Genomic DNA, 18,383 nt, shown 5'->3' on the forward strand with positions numbered 1-18,383 from the left:
ATCCGGTCCTCCCCGGTAGCCTGAGGCAATGAAGCCACTGTCAGACCTCCCTCCGTACATCTACGGCACCACGCGCCTCGGGCACGACGACGTTCCCCGCGACCAGCAGGCCCACATGGCCCGGACCGCCATCGACGCCGGGCTGTGGCTCCACACCTCACGTCAGTACGACCACGCGCTCGAGGTCCTCGGCGCCGCCTTCGACGAGGACCGATCGAAGGTCCCGCCGGTCATGGTGAAGTTGGGCGGCGGCACGGCCGACGACGTCCGGGCGACCATCGCGGAGAACATCGAACCGCTGGGCATCAGCTCGATCGATATCGGCCAGCTCACCGGTGCCGGGGCGTTCGCCGAGGACATGCGGACGGGCGGACCGGTGCTCGCCGATCTGCAGCGCATCAGGGACGAGGGGCTCGTGGGCCGCTTCGTCCTCGAGATCTTCCCGTGGACGTCCGAGGCTCCCCTCGCGGCGCTCAGGGCCGGGCACCTCGATGGGCTGATCGACGGCTACATCTTCTACCTCAACCCGCTGCAGCGCTTCGCCTCGAACGAACTCTGGGACGAACTGCTGGCGCAGGACAAGCCCATCATCTCGATGCGCACCGTTGCAGGCGCTCCCGTCCACACCCTCCGCGACGTCCCCGGTGCAGCGTGGCAGCCGTACCTGCAGGAGCGCGCCGTCGAGGTCGCTCCCGTCTTCGAGCGGTCCGGCGTCGTGAGCTGGCCGGAGTTCTGCATGCGCTTCGCGCACAGCACACCTCAGATGGTCTCGACGGTCGGGTCCGCGAGCCGCGAGGAGAACCTGCGCGAGCTGCTCGAGGTCAGTCGTGACATCCAGCCGCTCCCACAGGACGTCGTGAATGAGCTCTTCGCCCTGCAGCGCCGCTGGTCGGACGAGACGGACATCCACGCGGAGCCCTGGAGCATGTAGGGCCACAACGCAAAGGAACGACGGCGGGGCGGTCACCGGGGGTGACTGCCCCGCCGTCACGTCGCTATGCGAAACCGGACAATATGCCCGCGACTAAGCGCTTGTCTGGTGTTCCGTCCCTGCAGCTCGGGCGAGTACGCCCTCCTGGTTTCGAACCCAAGCATTTCCATCGATGTCCCGGAAACGAGGCTCCGGCATGTAGCCGGCATTCCCGATGATGGGTCGCGGATCGATGTCGGCGGGAAGCTGCTCGATCCAACGGTTCTCCCCACTGCTCAGGAAGTAGCGCCCTGTCGGAAGAACCTCCGCCCGCCCTCTCATGGCAACGATCATCTTCCCCTTCCGAGTGCGCCCCTCACTCCGTACGAGGACGACGTCGAACACCGGTGACGCCGACTGGTTGCTGATGATGACGCCCCAATCCTCCCTGCCCCCTTCCACGGGAAGCCCTACCGGCCACACTGACAAGTGGCTTGCCTGACGACGCAACTCGCCCTCTGCGCTGGTCCGATCACGTGCACTCTCGAGCTCATGCATCCGCTGCGCTGCACTCGCGGCTTCACGCGAGTACTTCGTCTGGAAACCGACGAATACAAGCGCGCCGGCCGTTGCGAAAGCTCCCACAACCTGAGCTGCGTCCACCCAATCCACTGTTTTCCCCCTTTGTCGTCGGGATACCGTTCAATAGGGCATCCCTCCTGCGATTCCTCGTCGATCACATCAGTCAGCTCATCGACCTGCTCGCTCCGGTCGCTCACTCGCAACCGACGCCGTCGTTGTTCCCGTCGAACTTGGGCTGGAAGCCGGGGTCACCCGGGTAGATCGGAGCAGCCCCGGCAGCACGGACCTCTGAACAGTTGGCGTAGACCGGCGCAGGTGCCGGCGCAACGGCAGCAGGTGCCACCGGCACAGGGGCGACCGGCGCAGGCGCAACCGGAGCTGACGCTCCACCCTCGCAGGCGACGCCGTCGCCGTCGCCGTCCTGATCCGCCGAGTACGCGGGCGAGCCCACGGGGATGTTCGACAGCCCGGCTGCCGCGGCATCACTGCAGTTCGCGAAGGCTCCGCGCGCGGGGGCAACGGGCACGACGACGGGCGCCGGCTCGGGAGACGGGGCGGGCTCGGCCGGCGGCGTCACGAACGGCGCCACCTGGTTAGTCGGCGCGAGGATGCCGTTGCAGTCGGACAGCACGCGCACCATCGCATCGCGCTCGGCCTGCGTGACCCACAGCGCGTAGGTCGCCTTCACCGAGACCTGCCGCGCCACGTACTCGCAGCGGTACCCCGTGTTCGGCGGCAGCCAGGTGGCGGCGTCGCCCGCGCCCTTCTGCTGGTTCGTGGGCCCGTCGGTCGCCTGGAGGTTCAGCGGATCGTTCGCGAAGGCGACCCGCTGATCGACGGTCAGCTGTTGCGCACCCTTCTGCCAGGCGTCGGACAGGGCGACGACGTGGTCGATCTGCACGTCGTCGCTCGTGGTCTGCCCGCGCTGGAACGCGATCGTGGTTCCCGTGTAGGGGTCGGCCAGCGTGCCCGACTGCACCTTGCACGGCACCGAGTTCGCGTGGACGATGTCCGTCAGGTCACGGTTGAGCATGTCGTTGCGGGTGTCGCAGCCGTTGCGGTCGACGTCGAGCCACGCCTGCCCGAACTGCTGGCGGTCGTAGCCGGTCTTCGGCGCCCTGCCCTTGATGGGCAGCGTCTCCAGTAGCGCGAGCGCGGTGGTGTTGGCCACCGGCTGGTCCGACGGCGCTGCCGGCGTTCCGGTGGCCTCGACGACGGCGTCGGCGTCGAGCGGGGCGACGTCCGACGTCGTCGGGCTGGGTGTAGGAGTTGCCGTGACTGACGGTGACGGTGTTGCGGACCGCGACGGCGAGGACGTGGGAGCGCTAGTGCTGGGGGCGCTCGTCCCTGCACGCCCGGTGGTCGGTGCAGTGGTCTGCTCCGCAACGGCCGTGGGCGCCGAGTCCGACGCCGGAGCGATGGCGCTTCCCAGCATCATGACGACGACGGCAGCGCCTGCCGTCATCGCCCCGGCCCGTCGTCCCCGGAGCTGCGCCCATGATGGCCTACTGGTGAGGAGTGTGTACACGCCGGTGAAGAACGCGAAGATCGCGGCCATGACCAGTGCGCCGCTCAACCCGTTGCTGATGAGCCCGATGACCACGAGGAAGAGGGCAAGGCCGGCGGTAATGGCCGTGAGGAGGCGGACCTTCGGCCGGAAAGTCGTACGTCTTGAGGGCTGAAACGGGCCCGGTGATGCGGTGATGGGATCCCCCAGAGATCGTTGACGCGATGACGTGCCGAGCGCAGCCTATCGGTGTGTAGGCGCGGCAGCCGCTCAGACCTGGCCCGCCGTCAACCGGCACGTGGGACCGGATGCCGGCGGTGGAGGATCAGTAAGGTGGACGCGAGCCGCAGTGAAGGAGACCACGATGATGAGCTCTTGCACGATGTCCGGCACTTACTTCCCGGGCCCTGACGCCACGCCTGACGTGGGTACGAACAGAGGCGACCATGTGGTTTGACTCCTGGACGGACATCCTCAGGGTCCTGATCGTGGGCGCGGTGTCCTACGCCACCCTGATCGGCCTCCTGCGAATTTCGGGGAAGAGGACGCTGAGCCAACTCAATGCCTTCGACTTCATCATCACCGTCGCTCTGGGCTCCACCCTCGCGACCATCCTCCTCAGTTCCGACGTCGCCTACGCCGAAGGGGTCGCTGCCCTGGTTCTCCTCGCAGGGCAGCAATTCCTCGTCGCCTGGGTGTCCGGCCGCCGGCCGGGAGCACGCAACGCGATCACCGCGAAGCCCACAGCCCTCGTCGTCGACGGCCGCCTGCAGCACGGCGAGCTCCGCCGCAACCGGCTCACCGAGTCCGAGGTGCTGCAGGCCGTCCGCAGTACCGGCACGGGCGATCTGTCCTCGGTCGCCGCCGTCGTCCTGGAGACCAACGGCACCCTCAGCGTCATCCCCACGGAGGCATTGGGCAGCGGCTCCGCCATGAGTGGCATCATCGGCTACCCCCGCGAGGACGACTGACCAGCGATGACCGACATTGAAGGCGCGGAGCTACCGCCGGAGACCGCGCTGCGCCGGGCCGAGGCCGTGGCCGCCCGGTTGGACAAGCCGATGGGCATCCTCGGCGTCATCTTCCTCTTCGTGGTGCTCGGCCAGCTACTTGCCACCAGCCCCGGGATGATCCTGTTCTTCACCATCCTGGGCTGGGTCTTCTGGGCGGTGTTCGTCGCCGAGTTCCTGCTGCGCGCGTACATCGCGGGCTTCAGCCGGGCGTTCTGGAGGAAGAGCTGGTGGCAGGTCGTCTTCCTCTTGGTGCCCTTCCTGCGCTTCTTCCGGGCGTTGCAGGCGCTGCGGGTCGTCCGCCTGGCCCGGTTCGCCCGCTTCGGCGGCATCATCTCCGCGGGTGTGCGCGGATCGCGCTCGGCCGGACGGCTTCTCTCAAGCCGCATCGGATGGCTGGCGGCCGTGACCGCCGTCGTCATCCTGGCCTCCAGCCAACTGCTGTACGCGACGGGCACGCACACCTCCTACGCGGACGCCCTCTTCGAATCGGCGATGGCCACCATCACCGGCACAGGGATCACCCCGACCACCCCCTTCGCGCGCGTCCTCCAGGTACTGCTCGCCGTCTACTCGGTCGCCGTCTTCGCCACCCTCGCAGGGTCACTCGGCGCTTTCTTCCTGCGCGGCGCAGCCTCGCCTTCCCCGTCGTCCGACGATCCCGCCATGGAACTACCTCCGCGTCCCGTCGATTAACCTTCTGGGTGCTGTCCTGTTCCGATCGTGAGCCAGCGCCCGACGACGACGGAAGGTTCGGCCGACATGAGCACGGTGCGCACAGCACGAGCGAGCAGGCGTCCGACGGCGCGTGTCATGGCAGGCGCCGCCCGTGCCCAGTAGCACCGCTGTCCGCCGCCGACGACGTTCGGCCGGCGTCCTCCTCGGGCTCGTGGTGGTCGGCGCCCTCTGCGCGGTGCTCGCGTTCGTCGGCCCCGGCCTCATCAGCGGTGTGCGCTCCGGCGCCGGCCCGTTGCTCGGCACCTCCGACTGCACCGTCGAGACGGCGGACGGGACAATCGGGCTCGACCGCGAGGAGGCCCAGCTGGCGACGACGGCGGTCGCGCTGCAGGCGCGCGGCCTGGCCTCACCCGACACGGCGGGGATCGACGACGCCGTCCTGCAGGCGCTCACCACCGGACCGGCGGACGACGCCGGACCTGTGCTGCGGTGCGAGGGAACCGCTGCCGACGGGCTGCCGCAGGAGGAGTTGACCGCGACGGGTCTCACGCCTCGCGCGGAAGGCGTGCGTACGGCGATGACCGAGGTCTTCGGCGAGCAGAGCCTGGGTGGGTTCGAGCCCGGCGGGGTGGGGCAGGGCCACGGCGGCGAGTCGACGCACTACGACGGCCGCGCGGTGGACGTGTTCTTCCGGCCGGTCAGCGAGGACAACCGGCGTTCGGGCTGGATGGTCGCTCACTGGCTCGTCGCCCATGCCGACGAGCTGGATATCCAGTACGTGATCTTCGACGACCACTTCTGGAGCTCCCGCAACTCCCGCGGAACATGGCAGAACTACGAGGCGCCTCAGCCTGCGAACGAGATCCTGCGTCACCTCGACCACGTGCACGTGGACGTGTTGCGGGGCGGCGACGTCTAAAGCTCCTGCTTCCGCCTGATCGATGGACTGATCGATCGCATCAAGAACGGCGAGACCATCAACGTCACCCTTGACCGCGAGGTCGTCGCGATTCTCGTTCCGCCGTCGCTCACTACTTTCGATCGTTTGACGCGTACCGGCGCCGTCCGAGCCGCGCGATCGAGGCGAATGGACTTCCTGGCCCCTACCCGAATCAGCGCATCCGAAAACACAGCGAGCATGCTTGACGACCTCCGCGGCGGAACTTGGTCGGTACACCAACACGACGACTGACGGCAGTGCATACTGTTGCTTTCCGCAGTCAGTACTCCTGCATCACGATGCGCAACGTAGCTGCTTAGATGAGGCTATGGAGCAACAGACTCAGGAACTTGGGCTTTTCATCAGCGGCAACGATGTTGCAGTGGTGGGCAGTACTGACCTTGTACAGCACTTCATGCAGGAGTTGGCAGTGCGACCAGAATTGGTCACGACGGCCAAACGCGCAACGATCAATGCTGTTGCCGCCGTAGCCGGGATGGGGTCTGTTGCAGGTCCGTCAACGGTCGGTGCAACTTTCTCGATGACCGCCGAGTCTGCTCATCTGCTGGACAAGCTGCGCCAGTTCAATCCCGACGGACCGGTCGGCGGCATCATTCGCGGTGCGAAAGGCAGAATCGCCTCCACCGCCAAATTCGAGCCCGCACAGCTCAATCCAATGGCAGTTTCCAATGTCGCTGCACTGAGCGCAGCAGCTGCCTTGAAGGCGGCACTGGCCGACCTCGAACAGCTTGTTGAGGCGATGGATATTAAGCTCGATCGGCTCTTGAACGACAATCGTGCGGAGGCGTTGGGCAACGTACAGGGAGTCACCCTCGTACTGGAGAAGGCCTACGCGATGTACGAAGACACGGGTCGAGTGAGCGAGACGACATGGGCACAGATCAGCAGCCACAGCACCGCGCTCGCGCAATCAAGTTCGTACGCGCTGAACCAAGTGGACGCGCTCGCTGAATCCCTCCTCGCCGGTTCTTCGTCGGAGCGGGCAGACGCGATACGGCTTACGAGTCGCACTGAACTGCAGAGTTGGCTGGTCCTGCTGGCCGCCTGCCAAGCCAATCAGGAACGTTTTGATGCTCTCGAAGTCGTTCACGTCGCGACGACCGAACCACTGGAGGTGGAGCACCACGCACGCGCGATCAATCGTGCGAACGCCCGTCGACGGGAGCTCACCGGCCAGCGACTTCACAAAGTCAACGACGCCGTCAGTAAGAGCGCGACGATTACCGATCTTTCACGCGTCGTCAGCCCGCTCCGGAGCAAATCGACTCTTGACTCCGCAGAAGCGATCCAAAAGACAGTAGCCACCTTCGCAAAGATCTACGGCCTAGAAGATCTTATCTACGGAGCTGTCGAGCGCGAATCCTGGAGAAAATCCGTAGGCGACCTCGCAACACAGACGCGCCAGGCGGTTGGATCCGCAGCGAACGCTTTACCCGGGGCCGTAGCTGGCGCTCGGCCCCGGGTAGCAAAGCTTCGTGAGATCGAGTTCTCTCGTCCGAAGTGGCCGAAGCGGACTAAATCCAACGACCTGAAGCAACTCGAGGAATCACCGGACCAGCAACCCATCAACCCGTCGCAAGATACGCCCTGACGCTGGACCGAAGAGCGTCTGCATGGTCGTAGATCTCGTCGAGCGACGTGATGGCAATGCGCTGCTCCACCTTCTGCTCGTCGAAGATCCCGAGGTACTTCTGCACACGATTGAAGTGAAGCCGTGCAATTGGTTTCCGGTTGTTGTCGTCGAGCAACACGGCGAAGTAGGACTTTGCGTCGCGGTGCACAACCCGGAGCGGCTTCACCTCATTGCAAACGATCGCACGGACAATCTGGAAGCCTTCCATCTCCTCGAGCGTAGTCTCGACGCCCGTCTCGGCGAGATCGGTTTCCACTGATGCCTCGCTGGTGACAGTGGCAGCGATCACCGAATCGTTAGCCATGGGGAAGTTCGGCGCGCCAAGGGCAGCCTTCAGCCGTTCGTTCACCTGCTCGTTGAGGAACTGCTTCGTCGCCTTCGTCACCAGCGGCGTGAACTGCTCTCGAACCTTCTGCGTGTAGGCGCCGCTGTCGTAGACCCTCATGGTCAATGACTTGATCCATTCGGGGTCCGGCTCTTTGAATTGAGCCGCCAGAGTCCGCTTGATCTGACCAATGTACTTCAGCTCACCCGCCGCGCTGATGATGGAGTCCAGATCGAAGATATCCTTCGTCAGCTTCATCAGCTCGGGGATCAGCGTCTCGTCAATGTCGTTGAGATCGAGTACTAGGAAGGGCTTCGAGTCCATCCGATTCGGGGCATCAAGATCGGTGAAGAACTCATAGACTTCGCCGTTCGTCAGGATCGCGATCCGCGCGTTCGTAACGGCGAAGTAGCGATACAGCTGCGATGCGTGCTCGATCTTGAGCGGTTCCTTGGACTTCTTGCACTCGATCAGAATCTGCACGGTCCCGCCATGCATGATGGCGTAATCAATTTTCTCGCCCTTCTTCACACCGACATCCGCTGTGAACTCGGGGACAACCTCCAAGGGGTTGAATACGTCGTAACCGAGGATGGTCGAGATGAACGGCATGATGAACGCATTCTTCGTCGCCTCCTCCGTCTCGATCTGAGCCCTCTGCTGCCGCACCTTCGCGGCAAGCGCGGTCAATCGCTCTGCAAACTCCATTAATCCCCCTGTGTCGAGTCGGTTTTCAGCAACACTATTCCGCCTTGGCCTTGAATCGTTCAGTTGAGGTTGCGACACACGAAGGGTGGCCCGACTCTCACCGACCGGGCAGATCTACTCATCATCCGATCGCGTAGAAGGAGATCGCATCAGGGGGTTCCTGGCGAAGTGGCACGCTACACTTCAACCGCGTATACCAGCCGGCGCCAGGACCGAGTTGGAATCACATCAGATCGGTCGTCAAGGCCCTTCTACCGACAAGGGACCGGTAATGAAGAGAGCTCTAACGAACATTGCACTCGTGGTGACTGGGATGTTGCTGGTCATCGTCGTCGGTATCGGCGCGTTGACCCTGAACGGCATCAATCCGCTGCAGGCGAACCGGATCGATCGAAGCCAGCCCGTGCTGCTGACCTCAGTTCAAGAACTCAGTCAGTACAACGCGGCTGTCGGTAATTTCGAAGTAGTGCTCGACGTCGAAGACGACGTTCCCTGGTTGCCAGACTTTCTCTCCGGCCGTCGGACGCTTTTCGTCGCTGCCGGAACCGTCAACGCCTACGTGGACATGTCCGGGTTGAGCGACGGCGACCTGACACTCTCGCCTGACGGAACCACGGTAACAATGCGCTTGCCCGAACCAGAGTTGGACAAGCCCAACCTCGACCAGGAACGGTCTTACCTGTTTTCGCAGGATCGGGGAGCCTTAGAGCGAGTATCCGACGCCTTCGAGTTGCCTGAGCAGTCCGAGTACTACCTGGAAGCCGAAACGCGCATGGCCGCAGCCGCCGACGAGTCAGAGCTTCGCACGCAGGCGTCCGAGAATACGCGGGCAATGTTGACCGGGATGTTCGGAGCGCTCGATATGCAGGTGGCCTTCCGTGACTCATGAGAGTCCTGCGCGCTACTGAGTACCTTGACGAGTCGAAAATCCAGCAGTGCACCCCGCGGAGACCCTACATGAGGTCCTAAGAGTGCCAGGCGATCGCGTTGAGAAGCTGTCGCCCAATCCGTTGGACCGCAGCCGCCGTACTTAAGTCCTCGCACGAAAATGACGCCAGCTGGGCTTCCACCGATTTCTCCAGGGCGGTCCACGAGATCCAGCACACTACATCGTCGATTCCCGCGATCAATTCCTCTTCGGAGGCCGATACGTCGCCTGCACGCGCCAGTATCGCCGGAAGATGTCGCCGGATCGCCTCATGCAGTGGCATCTTGCCGAGTCCTTTAAGTGCCACGGGAGGTTCGACTCCGAGAAGGAACAGCAACGGCTTCAGCTCGCCTGCATTGCTCAAGACTGCCACGTACTCGCGTGCGAGTTGTTCAGGTTGGAAGGCGCTGGCCTTAATGCGTTTCGCCTCTACTAAGGTGAAGACGCCCGGCGAGATGAAGAGGGCATCCGGTTGCACAATGAACGTGGAGCCAGCTTCTGCTGACGGGTTGACCGACATGTCGCCGGACAAAAGAGAGATGTCGGCTTGTTCCGCCCCTTCGACCAATCGCGCTCTCGTGGAACACGCTCCAGAACAGGCGCTCATCACTACGCCCAGAAAATGCTGACGCGGCAGCAGGTCTAATGCGATTAGAACCTCAGCCGTGAGGACGTTCTCCATGCCACGCCCTCCACGCCGATACTTCGTGGCCTTCTCCCACGAAATCTCCTCGAGTAGGCGGGCGATCATTGACGGCGACACAGCCTCGGATTCCATGGACGCATCATCTCCCATGGGGTAGCCGCTGTGACGCGAACCGGCGTCCGTACCATTGGTTAGCGCTAACCAATGTTGAGGAGCCGCAGACACTGCACAAAGTGGCGGACCGGTTACCCGAAGGTGACCTGCCCGCGGTCGTGCAGTGGCTGCGGTCGACGTCGCGATGGAACAAGTCGTTTGGCATGGCAAGGGTCCGGAACGGACGGCCACGAGACTTAGTAGTCCGTTGAGACACGAACCCAACTCATCGGAGGCCTCCAGCTACGACTACTGCTCACCCAAGCGCACCTGCCGGCCCGGCAAGGGCAGCTTCACTCGCCCCAGTTCCTCACCATTGCGGGAGTCGTCTACAGCGTTCTGTGCCCTCGTAGACTGGCACCACACGCCGGCTACGAAGGGCTCCCTCATGTTGAACAGCGAACGGACCGGCACTGGAAAGCCACTCGTACTCGTGCACGGGCTCGGCTCGAGCGTCCGCACCTGGGATCCCATCGTTCCTATGCTGCAGGAACAACGCGAGGTCATTGCTATCGACCTACCCGGGTTCGGCAGCAGCGAGCCGCTCGCGGGTGAGGTGACCATCGCGACCCTCACGGACGCCGTCGAGCAATTCCTCGATCAGGAGAACCTGCGCGGCGCAGACATCGCCGGAAGCTCGATGGGGGCGCGGATCGTCGTCGAGCTGGCGCGGCGGGGTCACGCAGGCAACGTCGTCGCCCTCGATCCCGGAGGATTCTGGAGCGACACCCAGGTACGAATCTTCAACGGCAGCATCACCGCGTCCATCGCGCTGGTCCGGCGCCTTCAGCCCGTCCTGCCGTCACTCGTCCAGCAGACTGCCGGCCGGACGGCGCTGCTCGCCCAATTCTCAGCGGCCCCATGGAAGCTCGACCCGGACCTCGTCCTGACGGAGCTCCGCGGATTCGCCACCTCGCCCAGTCTTGACGAAGCACGCAGGTCGCTCGCGCACGGACCACGCCAAGCAGGCGCACCCAAGGGCACGATCAAAGGCACGCTGGCGTTCGGCTGGGGTCGTGCGGACAGGGTCACCCCGCTCAGCCAGGCCGCCGTCGCCATGTCGCTCTACCCGGACGCCACCCTGCACGTCTTCGAGGACTGCGGACACTTCCCGCACTGGGACCAACCGCAGGAGACAACCCGGTTCATCGTCGACGCCACTGCCGCTGGGTCTGAGTGACCGCCGTCTGAGGCGCACTCACTACTGCAAGGTGGAGTTGCCATGAGGTTGATCGCGTCGAGCGAGAACATCGACGCCCGGAGTCACGCCGAACGTAGGGTCGCCGGATCGCTCCGGGACATCCGTTCCGTTGACGGCGTGGCCTTCCATTCGGTCCCCCTTCCTCGACACCGTAAGAAGGTGATGGGTGAGGTGGACTTCGTGGTCCTGTGGAAGGGTGCGGTCCTGGTCCTGGAGGTCAAGGGAGGACAGATTGGGCAGGCCGGTGACGGTGTCTGGTACTCGACGGACCGGGGAGGCCATGACCATGCGATGCGGCGCAGCCCGTGGGATCAAGCCGGAGACGCCACCTTCGCGCTCATGGAGATTCTCACCCGCCTGTCGGACGACGCCGGCTGGCCGTTCGCGTTTGCCGTCTTAACTCCTGACCAGCCTCAAGCTGCGGATTCGGAGTGGGATCCGCAACAGCACATCGGGTCGGAACGGATGACCCCGGCCGGGTTGGAGCACGCTCTGGACGAATTGGCCCGAGTGGCCAGCCCCTTACCAGAAGACCCCGACCACCCCCGACGCCTGGACGTGGGTCCGATGGAGGACCTCTCGGCGGTCTTCACGCACCTGTGTCGCGAGGTCGACGCCATGCGGACCGGCCCGAAGACCGAGAACTCGCGCCCCTGACCGAAGCCCCTCGAACTCGAGCAGCACAAAGAGACGGGCCGGACACCCGAAGGTGACCGGCCCGCCGTCGTGCAGTGACCAGGGTCAGAAGGTACGGATCGGGATCTCCGCCGGGTCCGCGAGGAGCGACTCGATCTCGTCGTCGAGCTTGACCAGCGTGATCGACGCGCCAGCCATGTCGAGGGAGGTGCAGTACTCCCCCACGTAGTTGCGGCCCACGGTGATGCCCTGCTCCGCCAGACGCTTGTGCGCCTGCCCGTACAGCAGGTACAGCTCGCTGATCGGAGTGCCGCCGAGGCCGTTAACCATCAGGGCCACGCGGTCACCGCTCTCGAACGGCAGATCCTTGACCACCGGCGCCAGGAGCTCCTCGACGATCTCGTTGGCCGACATCATCTTCGCCCGACGACGCCCCGGCTCACCGTGGATGCCGACGCCCATCTCGATCTCGTCCTCGCCGAGCTCGAACAGCGGGCTGCCCTTCGCCGGCGGCGTGCACGCGGTCAGCGCGACGCCCATGGTACGGGTCACGGAGTTGACCTTCTCGCCGATCCGGATGACCTCGTCGAGGTCCGCCCCGCGCTCGGCGGCAGCGGCCACGGCCTTGATCACGAAGAAGTTGCCCGCGACCCCGCGGCGGCCGATCGTGTAGGTCGAGTCCTCGACGGAGACGTCGTCGTTGATGAAGAGCGTCTTCACCTCGATGCCTTCGGCGGAGGACATCTCCTGCGCCATCTCGAACACCATCTTGTCGCCCGTGTAGTTGTTCACCAGCAGCAGCACGCCCTTCGGCGAGGCCATGAGCTTGGTCGTCTCGTACACGTAGTCGAACGGCGGCGCCGCGAAGACGTCACCCGGGCAGGCGGCGTCGAGCATGCCCTTGCCCACGATCATCACGTGCGCGGGCTCATGCCCCGACCCGGAGCCCTGCACGATCGACACCTTGTTCTGGTCCGGGCCGTCGGCGCGCATGATCAGGTTGTACTCGGGCACGTACTTCAGGGTGTCCGGGTTGGCGAGCGCGAGGCCCTCGAGCATCTCGGGGACGAACTGCTGCGGATCATTGACGAACTTCTTCATGGGTTCTCCACTTCGTTGTGAGTCGGACGGACGAGAGAAAGAGTCAGGGCCAGTCAGCCACGATGCGCTCGGCGATGATCGCCACGGCCACCGCGCCGGCGTCGGGCGAGCCGATACTGCGCTCCCCGCTGTAGCTGGCGCGGCCGCGACGGGCTTCGAGGGTGGACGTCGCATCCGCGCACTCGCGCATCTTCGCGCCGAACGCCGCACGGCACTCCGACGGCGAGGCGCCTGCCGCGAGCTGCCGTTCGAGTTCGTCGGTCGCGGGGATGAGGGCGTCGAGCAGGGTCTTGTCGCCGAGGTCGGCGTTGCCGCGGGCCTTGATGCCGTCGGTTGCTCCGCGCAACATGGCGACGACGGCGGTCCCATCGATCGTGTCCACCGTCTTCGCGGCGGCGGACGCCCGGAGGAACGCGGTGCCCCACAGCGGTCCGGACGTTCCGCCGATCCTGCTGGAGATCGCGATGGCGATCTGCTGGAGGAACGTGGCGACGTCGTCGCGCTTGAACGAATCCCAGTCCGCGAGGACCTTCTCGAAGCCGCGGGCCAGGGAGTAGCCGAGGTCGCCGTCGCCCACCACGGCGTCGAGGTCGCCGAACTCCTTCTCCTTCTCGACGGCGGTCTTCGCCAGCGAGTGGACAACGAATTCGACGTCGGCGAGGTCGGTGGCGCTCATGAGGTCTCCGTTTCGGTGTTCGCGGCCTCAGAAGCAGGGCCGGGTGCGGACAGCAGTGTCTGCAGGGTGGCGAGGGTGACGACGCCGGATGGCTCGGCGCCGCGCGGGTCGGCGAGAATCTCGGCCTGCTCGCCGTCGGGATCCCCGAGTGAGCTGACCACGAGCGAGGCACCCGCGAAGTCCTCCTCGCGCGTGAAGCCGCTGACCGTCACCACGGTGCGGAGCCCGGCTCCGACGGCGGCGCGGAGCCCGTTGCTGCTGTCCTCGACGACGATCGCGTCGTCCGCGGACACCCCCAGCTCGGAGAGCGCCAGCAGGTAGATGTCCGGTGCGGGTTTCTTCGCGGGCACCACGTCCCCGGCGAACACCGAGAACTGCGCCGCCAGAGAGTCCCCGACGGCGTGCGTAAGCACCGCGCGGACCGCGGGTTCGGCAGAGGTGGAGGCGACGGCGAGCGTCCACCCGGCGTCGTGCGCTTCCTGCACGATCCGCGCGATGCCGGGACGTGCGGGCATGACGCCGCTCTCCACGAGTCCCTTGTAGACCTCGGTCTTCCGCTTGTGCCAGGAGAGGATCGCGGCGTCCACCGCGGCGTCGTCGTCCAGCCCCAACGAGGCAGTCAGCGAGGGCGTGAGGATGCTCCGCATTCGCTCCTTCCCGCCGCCGATCTTCACCTTCTCCGCGTACTCCTCGACGCTCCACTGCACGGGGACGTCAAAGTCCGTGAAGGTCCGGTTGAAGGCGGGGAGGTGGCCGTACTGCTCGGTGTCGGCGAGCACGCCGTCGCAGTCGAAGATCAGGGCCGGCATGGTCAGCGGCCGCCCTTGCCCGCGCTGCCGAACTGGCCGCAGAGGTCGGTGACCATCGCGACGACGTCGGCCCGCGTGTGCTTGAACAGCGACGGCGGATCCCATTTGTTGTTCTGCTCCGCCTGCTTCAGGAACGCCAGGCTGGACTGCATGTACTGCTCCTTGAGGGCCGTGGAGATGTTGACCTTCGCGCAGCCGCGGGCAATGAGGTCGGCGAACTGCTTTGGGCTCAGTCCGCTGCCGCCGTGCAGGGCGATGGGCACGTTCCGAGCCTCGACAATCTGCGTGACGCGGTCGACGTCGAGCACGGGTGCTGCCTTGTAGCTGCCGTGGGCGTTGCCGATCGAGGGGGCGAAGACGTCGATCCCGGTGGCGTCGATGAACGCGAGCGCCACCTCGAGGCTCTGCTGCTTGGACACCTCGTCGGAGCCGTGATCGTCCTCGACGCCGGTGATGGCCTCGATCTCGCCCTCCACCTGGGCGCCGTAGCTGCGGGCCTCGGCGACGACATCGATGGTCTGGCGCTGGTTCTCCTCGACCGGCAGCTCGGAGGCGTCGAACAGCACCGAGTTCCAGCCGGCCTTCAGGCATTCGGTGACCACCGCGCGGTCGGGGCAGTGGTCCAGGTGCAGCGTGACGGGCACCTCGATGCCGCGGGTCATGGACTGCCACATGTCGAACAGCACCCGCGAGCCGATGGAGCGCACGGTCTTCACGGAGGTCTGCAGGATCACCGGGGAGTTGGCCTCCACGGCTCCGGCGAGCACGCCCTCCATGGTGAGGTCGTTGAAGATGTTGATGGCGGGCACCCCGTAGCGGGCCTGGAAGGCCGGCTCCACGATGTCCTTCAGCGGTACGACGCCCATGGCGATTCCTCCTGGGTAGGCTGCTCCCCACGCTAGGGGCACGCCGCCCGCGCCGGAATGGGTGGTACCCCTCCCTCCCCTCTGGGGGTAATCACCACCTCGCCAGGGCACGACGGCGAATGGTTGAGTGGGGCGCGGCCGGCCCGGCCGTGATTCATCCTCCTGAACGAACTTCGACGACGAAGGACACCCCATGCCCCAGGGATCAGTGCTCGAGACCATCACCTCCGAGGAAGCCCGCCGAGTCATCGACGCCGCGGCTGCGAAGGCCACGGAGATCGGCCAGCCGATGGACATCGCCGTGGTGGACGCCGGTGGCAACCTGAAGGCGCACGTGCGGATGGACGGCGCGAACATCGGCAGCATCACCATCTCGATCAACAAGGCCTACACGTCCATCGCGTTCCAGTGCGAGACCGGCGACCTGCAGGGCGTCACCCGGCAGGACGGCCCCATCTACGGTTTGAGTGACGCGCACGGCGGACGGCTCGCGGTGTTCCCCGGCGGCATCCCGCTGGTGCGGAACGGCAGCATCATGGGCGCAATCGGCGTCTCCACCGGCACCATCGAGCAGGACCAGGAAGTCGCCGAGGCAGGTGTCGCCGCCTACTGAGACGGCTAATGGCTTACGTCCTCAAAAGTGACGACGGCGGCGCTTACGTCCCGGACTCAGCGATCCGCTTGATCGCGGCGAGGGTCGTCGGGATGCCCTCGTGTGCGAGCCGGGTCCGGTCAACAATCTGCGCGGGCGCATCGGCCCCGAACTTCTCCTCGAAGAAGGCGACACCACCCGGCAGGAAGTCCCACGACTCTGTCAGGATGGTCCCGGTTCCGTCCGGGGTCAGCGTGTAGCCCCAGCGCACCCTGTCGCCGCCGACCACCCACGCGAACTCCCGCCCGCGCTCCGCGGCGACAATCTGCGATCGGGTCTCCCAGGTACGGTCGGGGAGCTCGTTACGTCCCGTGAACCAGGCGCCGACCTGACCAGCCTCTGCGTCGTCCTCCCACCAGCACTGCGTGCAGACAGGGCTCCACTCGCCGGTGCGAGTGATATCCGAGACGAGGTCGTAGACGCTCTCCGGCGACGCCGCGATGGTGATGGATTGCTCGTGGTGCAGGGCTGCGGGCTGACTCATGCGCCCATTCTCACAGAGCACCTCGTACGTTCTTTACCTACTGTGTCGCGTCCTGTTGCAGGGTCACGAGCATGGTGCGGTTGCGGGCGCCGGTCTTCCGGAGCATCGACCCCACGTGCTTCTCCACGGTCTTCACGGAGATCCCGAGCCGCGTGGCGATCTGCTTGTCCGCCAGCCCTTCGGCGAGCAGGTCGCGCACCTCAAGTTCTCGCGCTGTCAGGTGGACGGCGCTCGGCTCCTCCTCGGGAGGCTGCCGCGTCTCGGCCAGCCGGCTGAAGACGGCCCCGTCCAGCAGGGCGTCTCCTCGGGCGGCTGCGACGACGACGCGCGCCACCTCCGACGGCGTCGAGGACAGCGAGATGAAACCCCGCACGCCCGACGACGCTGCTGCCGCCAGCTGCTCGTGCGTGGGGCGGTCGACGACGGCGACGATCGGCCGTTCGACCGATTCACCGTTTCGGCCTCTCACCTCCGCATACTGGCTCAGCAGATGCTCGTCGAGGACAATCATGTCCGGCTGCAGCAGGGACACCGCTTCGGTTAGGTCCTCGAGTGTGGCAAGCTCGCCCAGCACCTGAACGGACGGCTCGGAGGTCTCGAGCAGGCGAACGAGCCCGGCGCGGATCAGCGGCTGCGTGCAGGCGACCAACACTTTCCAGCGCTCCCGCGACCCGTCGCCGTTAGAGGAGAAGGGCACTTCCGCGCGGATGCTGGTCCCCCAGCCCGGTGTCGAGTCGACGTGGAATTCGCCGCGGAGATAGTGGGCGCGAGCGGCCATGCCGTGCAGGCCGAGCCGGGTTTTGCCGCTGCCGGTGTCACTCAACGTTGCATCGCGGTCGAAGCCGCGACCGTTGTCCTCGACTACCGCTGACATGGACGTGGCGTCGTAGAAGATGCCGACCCGGCAGGTGGTGGCACGGGCGTGCGCGACGACGTTCGCGACCGCCTCCTGGATCAGCATGAACAGCTGATGCGCGACGACGGGTGCGAGCTCATGCTGCTCACCGCTAACGAGGAATGTGAAGTCGATGGGATAGTCAGCACCCACGCGGTCGATTTCCTGCCGGACCGCGTCCTCGAGGGAAGTGCCGGTGAGACGCGCGGGCGCCAGACCGAGCACAGTTCGTCGGGTCTCGAAGAGCGCTTCGTGGGCGAGCACGCGAGCGGAGTCGATGTGCTGGATGGAAGGTGATCCGCCTGGGGTCGCCTTGTCCGCCCGGTCGAGGTGTAGCAGGAGCGATCCGAGCGACCGGCCGATGGTTTCGTGTACGCCCTGCAGCGCCCGCTCGCGTTCACCGGCGACGGCGATTTCGCGTTCCTTCGCGGCAGCTGCCTGGTGCAGCCGGGAGTTCATGATCGCGATCGCAGCGTGGTTGGCGAAGAGCTCCACGAGCGACGCGTCAGCTGCGGTGAAGACGCGGCCGGGCCCGTTGCTAAAAATAGCGAATGTGCCGATGATGGCACCGTCCCACGCGATGGGCACTCCAATGACGGCACTCCCCCAGCGTGGGTCAGCGGGGTCGATGTGCCCGATGGCAACGGAGGCGTAGCGGTCGAGGATCACCGTCCCGCGGGTGGCGACAATCTGCCCGGTGAGCCCCTCTGTCAGAGGGAAGGTCTGGCCCTGGTGGCAGCCGACCCCCTGGTCCACTTCCTTGCGGTAGTAGCCCTCGGTCTCGTGGACGATCGAGATGGAACCGCTCTCGCAATCCAACAGTGCGACGGCGTGCCCGAGTACGCGCTCAAGCAGTGGCACCAACTCGAACTGTCCGGCCAGGTCGCTAGCAAGTTCGGTGATGCGGTCGAGCTCCGAGCGCGGAGTCTCATTGAGATGGATCTGGCTCTCGTTCGGCGTGGGAAGCTGCGGCATGTACGGCACCTGTCTCCTGCAACCCGGCGCGACACTGCGCACGGGCC

General features: G+C 65.5%; 19 protein-coding genes. 10 read left to right on the forward strand and 9 right to left on the reverse strand.

Annotated elements, in window-relative coordinates:
- The first annotated feature begins 28 nt into the window (after positions 1 to 28).
- The gene (locus AC4D12_RS13330; protein WP_490950415.1) at positions 29 to 931 is read left to right on the forward strand and encodes an aldo/keto reductase; all 903 of its coding nucleotides are present in this window, start codon (positions 29 to 31) and stop codon (positions 929 to 931) included.
- A 754-nt stretch (positions 932 to 1,685) separates the two neighbouring features.
- On the opposite strand, the gene AC4D12_RS13335 is transcribed toward AC4D12_RS13330, so the two are convergent.
- Entirely contained in the window at positions 1,686 to 2,663 is a 978-nt protein-coding gene (locus AC4D12_RS13335) for an excalibur calcium-binding domain-containing protein (protein WP_490950416.1), read from the reverse strand.
- Between AC4D12_RS13335 and AC4D12_RS13340 the strand changes: the two genes are divergently transcribed.
- The 5 genes from AC4D12_RS13340 (at position 2,650) to AC4D12_RS13360 (ending at position 7,239) form a co-directional block, all read left to right on the forward strand.
- A complete protein-coding gene (locus AC4D12_RS13340) occupies positions 2,650 to 3,174 on the forward strand; it encodes a hypothetical protein (protein WP_490950417.1) in 525 nt (174 codons plus the stop codon). The two genes, AC4D12_RS13335 and AC4D12_RS13340, sit on opposite strands and share 14 nt — an antisense overlap.
- A gap of 271 nt (positions 3,175 to 3,445) precedes the next feature.
- On the forward strand, positions 3,446 to 3,970 hold the full coding sequence (locus tag AC4D12_RS13345) for a DUF421 domain-containing protein (protein WP_490950418.1): 525 nt from the start codon (positions 3,446 to 3,448) through the stop codon (positions 3,968 to 3,970).
- Positions 3,971 to 3,976: 6 nt separating this feature from the next.
- Positions 3,977 to 4,705, forward strand: coding sequence for an ion transporter (locus AC4D12_RS13350; protein WP_490950419.1), 729 nt, complete (start codon positions 3,977 to 3,979; stop codon positions 4,703 to 4,705).
- Between the two features lie 133 nt (positions 4,706 to 4,838).
- Positions 4,839 to 5,606, forward strand: coding sequence for a VldE C-terminal domain-containing protein (locus AC4D12_RS13355; RefSeq protein WP_490950420.1), 768 nt, complete (start codon positions 4,839 to 4,841; stop codon positions 5,604 to 5,606).
- Between the two features lie 349 nt (positions 5,607 to 5,955).
- Complete coding sequence (locus AC4D12_RS13360) at positions 5,956 to 7,239, forward strand: hypothetical protein (protein ID WP_490950421.1); 1,284 nt, start codon at positions 5,956 to 5,958, stop codon at positions 7,237 to 7,239.
- Here the strand turns inward: AC4D12_RS13360 and AC4D12_RS13365 are convergent.
- Positions 7,214 to 8,314 carry a type I restriction endonuclease gene (locus AC4D12_RS13365; protein WP_490950422.1) on the reverse strand — a complete coding sequence of 367 codons (1,101 nt, stop codon included), beginning with the start codon at positions 8,312 to 8,314 and terminating at the stop codon, positions 7,214 to 7,216. The genes AC4D12_RS13360 and AC4D12_RS13365 overlap by 26 nt on opposite strands.
- Positions 8,315 to 8,627: 313 nt before the next feature.
- Here AC4D12_RS13365 and AC4D12_RS13370 point away from each other — a divergent pair, with 313 nt between their 5' ends.
- On the forward strand, positions 8,628 to 9,203 hold the full coding sequence (locus AC4D12_RS13370; RefSeq protein WP_490950423.1) for a DUF4230 domain-containing protein: 576 nt from the start codon (positions 8,628 to 8,630) through the stop codon (positions 9,201 to 9,203).
- Positions 9,204 to 9,279: 76 nt separating this feature from the next.
- Here the strand turns inward: AC4D12_RS13370 and AC4D12_RS13375 are convergent, their stop codons facing one another.
- A complete protein-coding gene (locus AC4D12_RS13375; RefSeq protein ID WP_490950424.1) occupies positions 9,280 to 9,924 on the reverse strand; it encodes a hypothetical protein in 645 nt (214 codons plus the stop codon).
- A gap of 505 nt (positions 9,925 to 10,429) precedes the next feature.
- Here AC4D12_RS13375 and AC4D12_RS13380 point away from each other — a divergent pair.
- Both AC4D12_RS13380 and AC4D12_RS13385 read left to right on the forward strand, forming a co-directional pair.
- On the forward strand, positions 10,430 to 11,221 hold the full coding sequence (locus tag AC4D12_RS13380) for an alpha/beta fold hydrolase (RefSeq protein ID WP_490950425.1): 792 nt from the start codon (positions 10,430 to 10,432) through the stop codon (positions 11,219 to 11,221).
- Between the two features lie 42 nt (positions 11,222 to 11,263).
- On the forward strand, positions 11,264 to 11,899 hold the full coding sequence (locus AC4D12_RS13385) for a nuclease-related domain-containing protein (protein WP_490950426.1): 636 nt from the start codon (positions 11,264 to 11,266) through the stop codon (positions 11,897 to 11,899).
- Positions 11,900 to 11,983: 84 nt separating this feature from the next.
- On the opposite strand, the gene dhaK is transcribed toward AC4D12_RS13385, so the two are convergent.
- Genes dhaK through AC4D12_RS13405 form a run of 4 tightly spaced genes read right to left on the reverse strand, consistent with a single transcriptional unit; the run spans position 11,984 to position 15,330 of the window.
- The gene (gene dhaK / locus AC4D12_RS13390) at positions 11,984 to 12,979 is read right to left on the reverse strand and encodes a dihydroxyacetone kinase subunit DhaK (RefSeq protein WP_490950427.1); all 996 of its coding nucleotides are present in this window, start codon (positions 12,977 to 12,979) and stop codon (positions 11,984 to 11,986) included.
- Positions 12,980 to 13,022: 43 nt separating this feature from the next.
- Positions 13,023 to 13,655, reverse strand: coding sequence for a dihydroxyacetone kinase subunit DhaL (gene dhaL / locus AC4D12_RS13395; protein WP_490950428.1), 633 nt, complete (start codon positions 13,653 to 13,655; stop codon positions 13,023 to 13,025).
- Complete coding sequence (locus tag AC4D12_RS13400) at positions 13,652 to 14,464, reverse strand: HAD-IA family hydrolase (protein WP_490950429.1); 813 nt, start codon at positions 14,462 to 14,464, stop codon at positions 13,652 to 13,654. Before AC4D12_RS13400 ends, dhaL begins: the two co-directional genes overlap by 4 nt.
- 2 nt (positions 14,465 to 14,466) lie before the next feature.
- Entirely contained in the window at positions 14,467 to 15,330 is an 864-nt protein-coding gene (locus tag AC4D12_RS13405) for a class II fructose-bisphosphate aldolase (RefSeq protein WP_490950430.1), read from the reverse strand.
- A gap of 193 nt (positions 15,331 to 15,523) precedes the next feature.
- On the opposite strand from AC4D12_RS13405, the gene AC4D12_RS13410 reads away from it, so the two are divergent.
- Positions 15,524 to 15,943, forward strand: a complete 420-nt coding sequence (locus AC4D12_RS13410) for a GlcG/HbpS family heme-binding protein (protein ID WP_148600577.1) — start codon at positions 15,524 to 15,526, stop codon at positions 15,941 to 15,943.
- A gap of 43 nt (positions 15,944 to 15,986) precedes the next feature.
- On the opposite strand, the gene AC4D12_RS13415 is transcribed toward AC4D12_RS13410, so the two are convergent.
- Both AC4D12_RS13415 and AC4D12_RS13420 read right to left on the reverse strand, forming a co-directional pair.
- Complete coding sequence (locus AC4D12_RS13415) at positions 15,987 to 16,466, reverse strand: SRPBCC family protein (RefSeq protein ID WP_490950431.1); 480 nt, start codon at positions 16,464 to 16,466, stop codon at positions 15,987 to 15,989.
- 37 nt (positions 16,467 to 16,503) lie between these two features.
- A complete protein-coding gene (locus tag AC4D12_RS13420) occupies positions 16,504 to 18,336 on the reverse strand; it encodes a hybrid sensor histidine kinase/response regulator (protein ID WP_490950432.1) in 1,833 nt (610 codons plus the stop codon).
- Between the last annotated feature and the right edge of the window lie 47 nt (positions 18,337 to 18,383).

Source organism: Arthrobacter sp. TJ-266 (assembly GCF_058269115.1).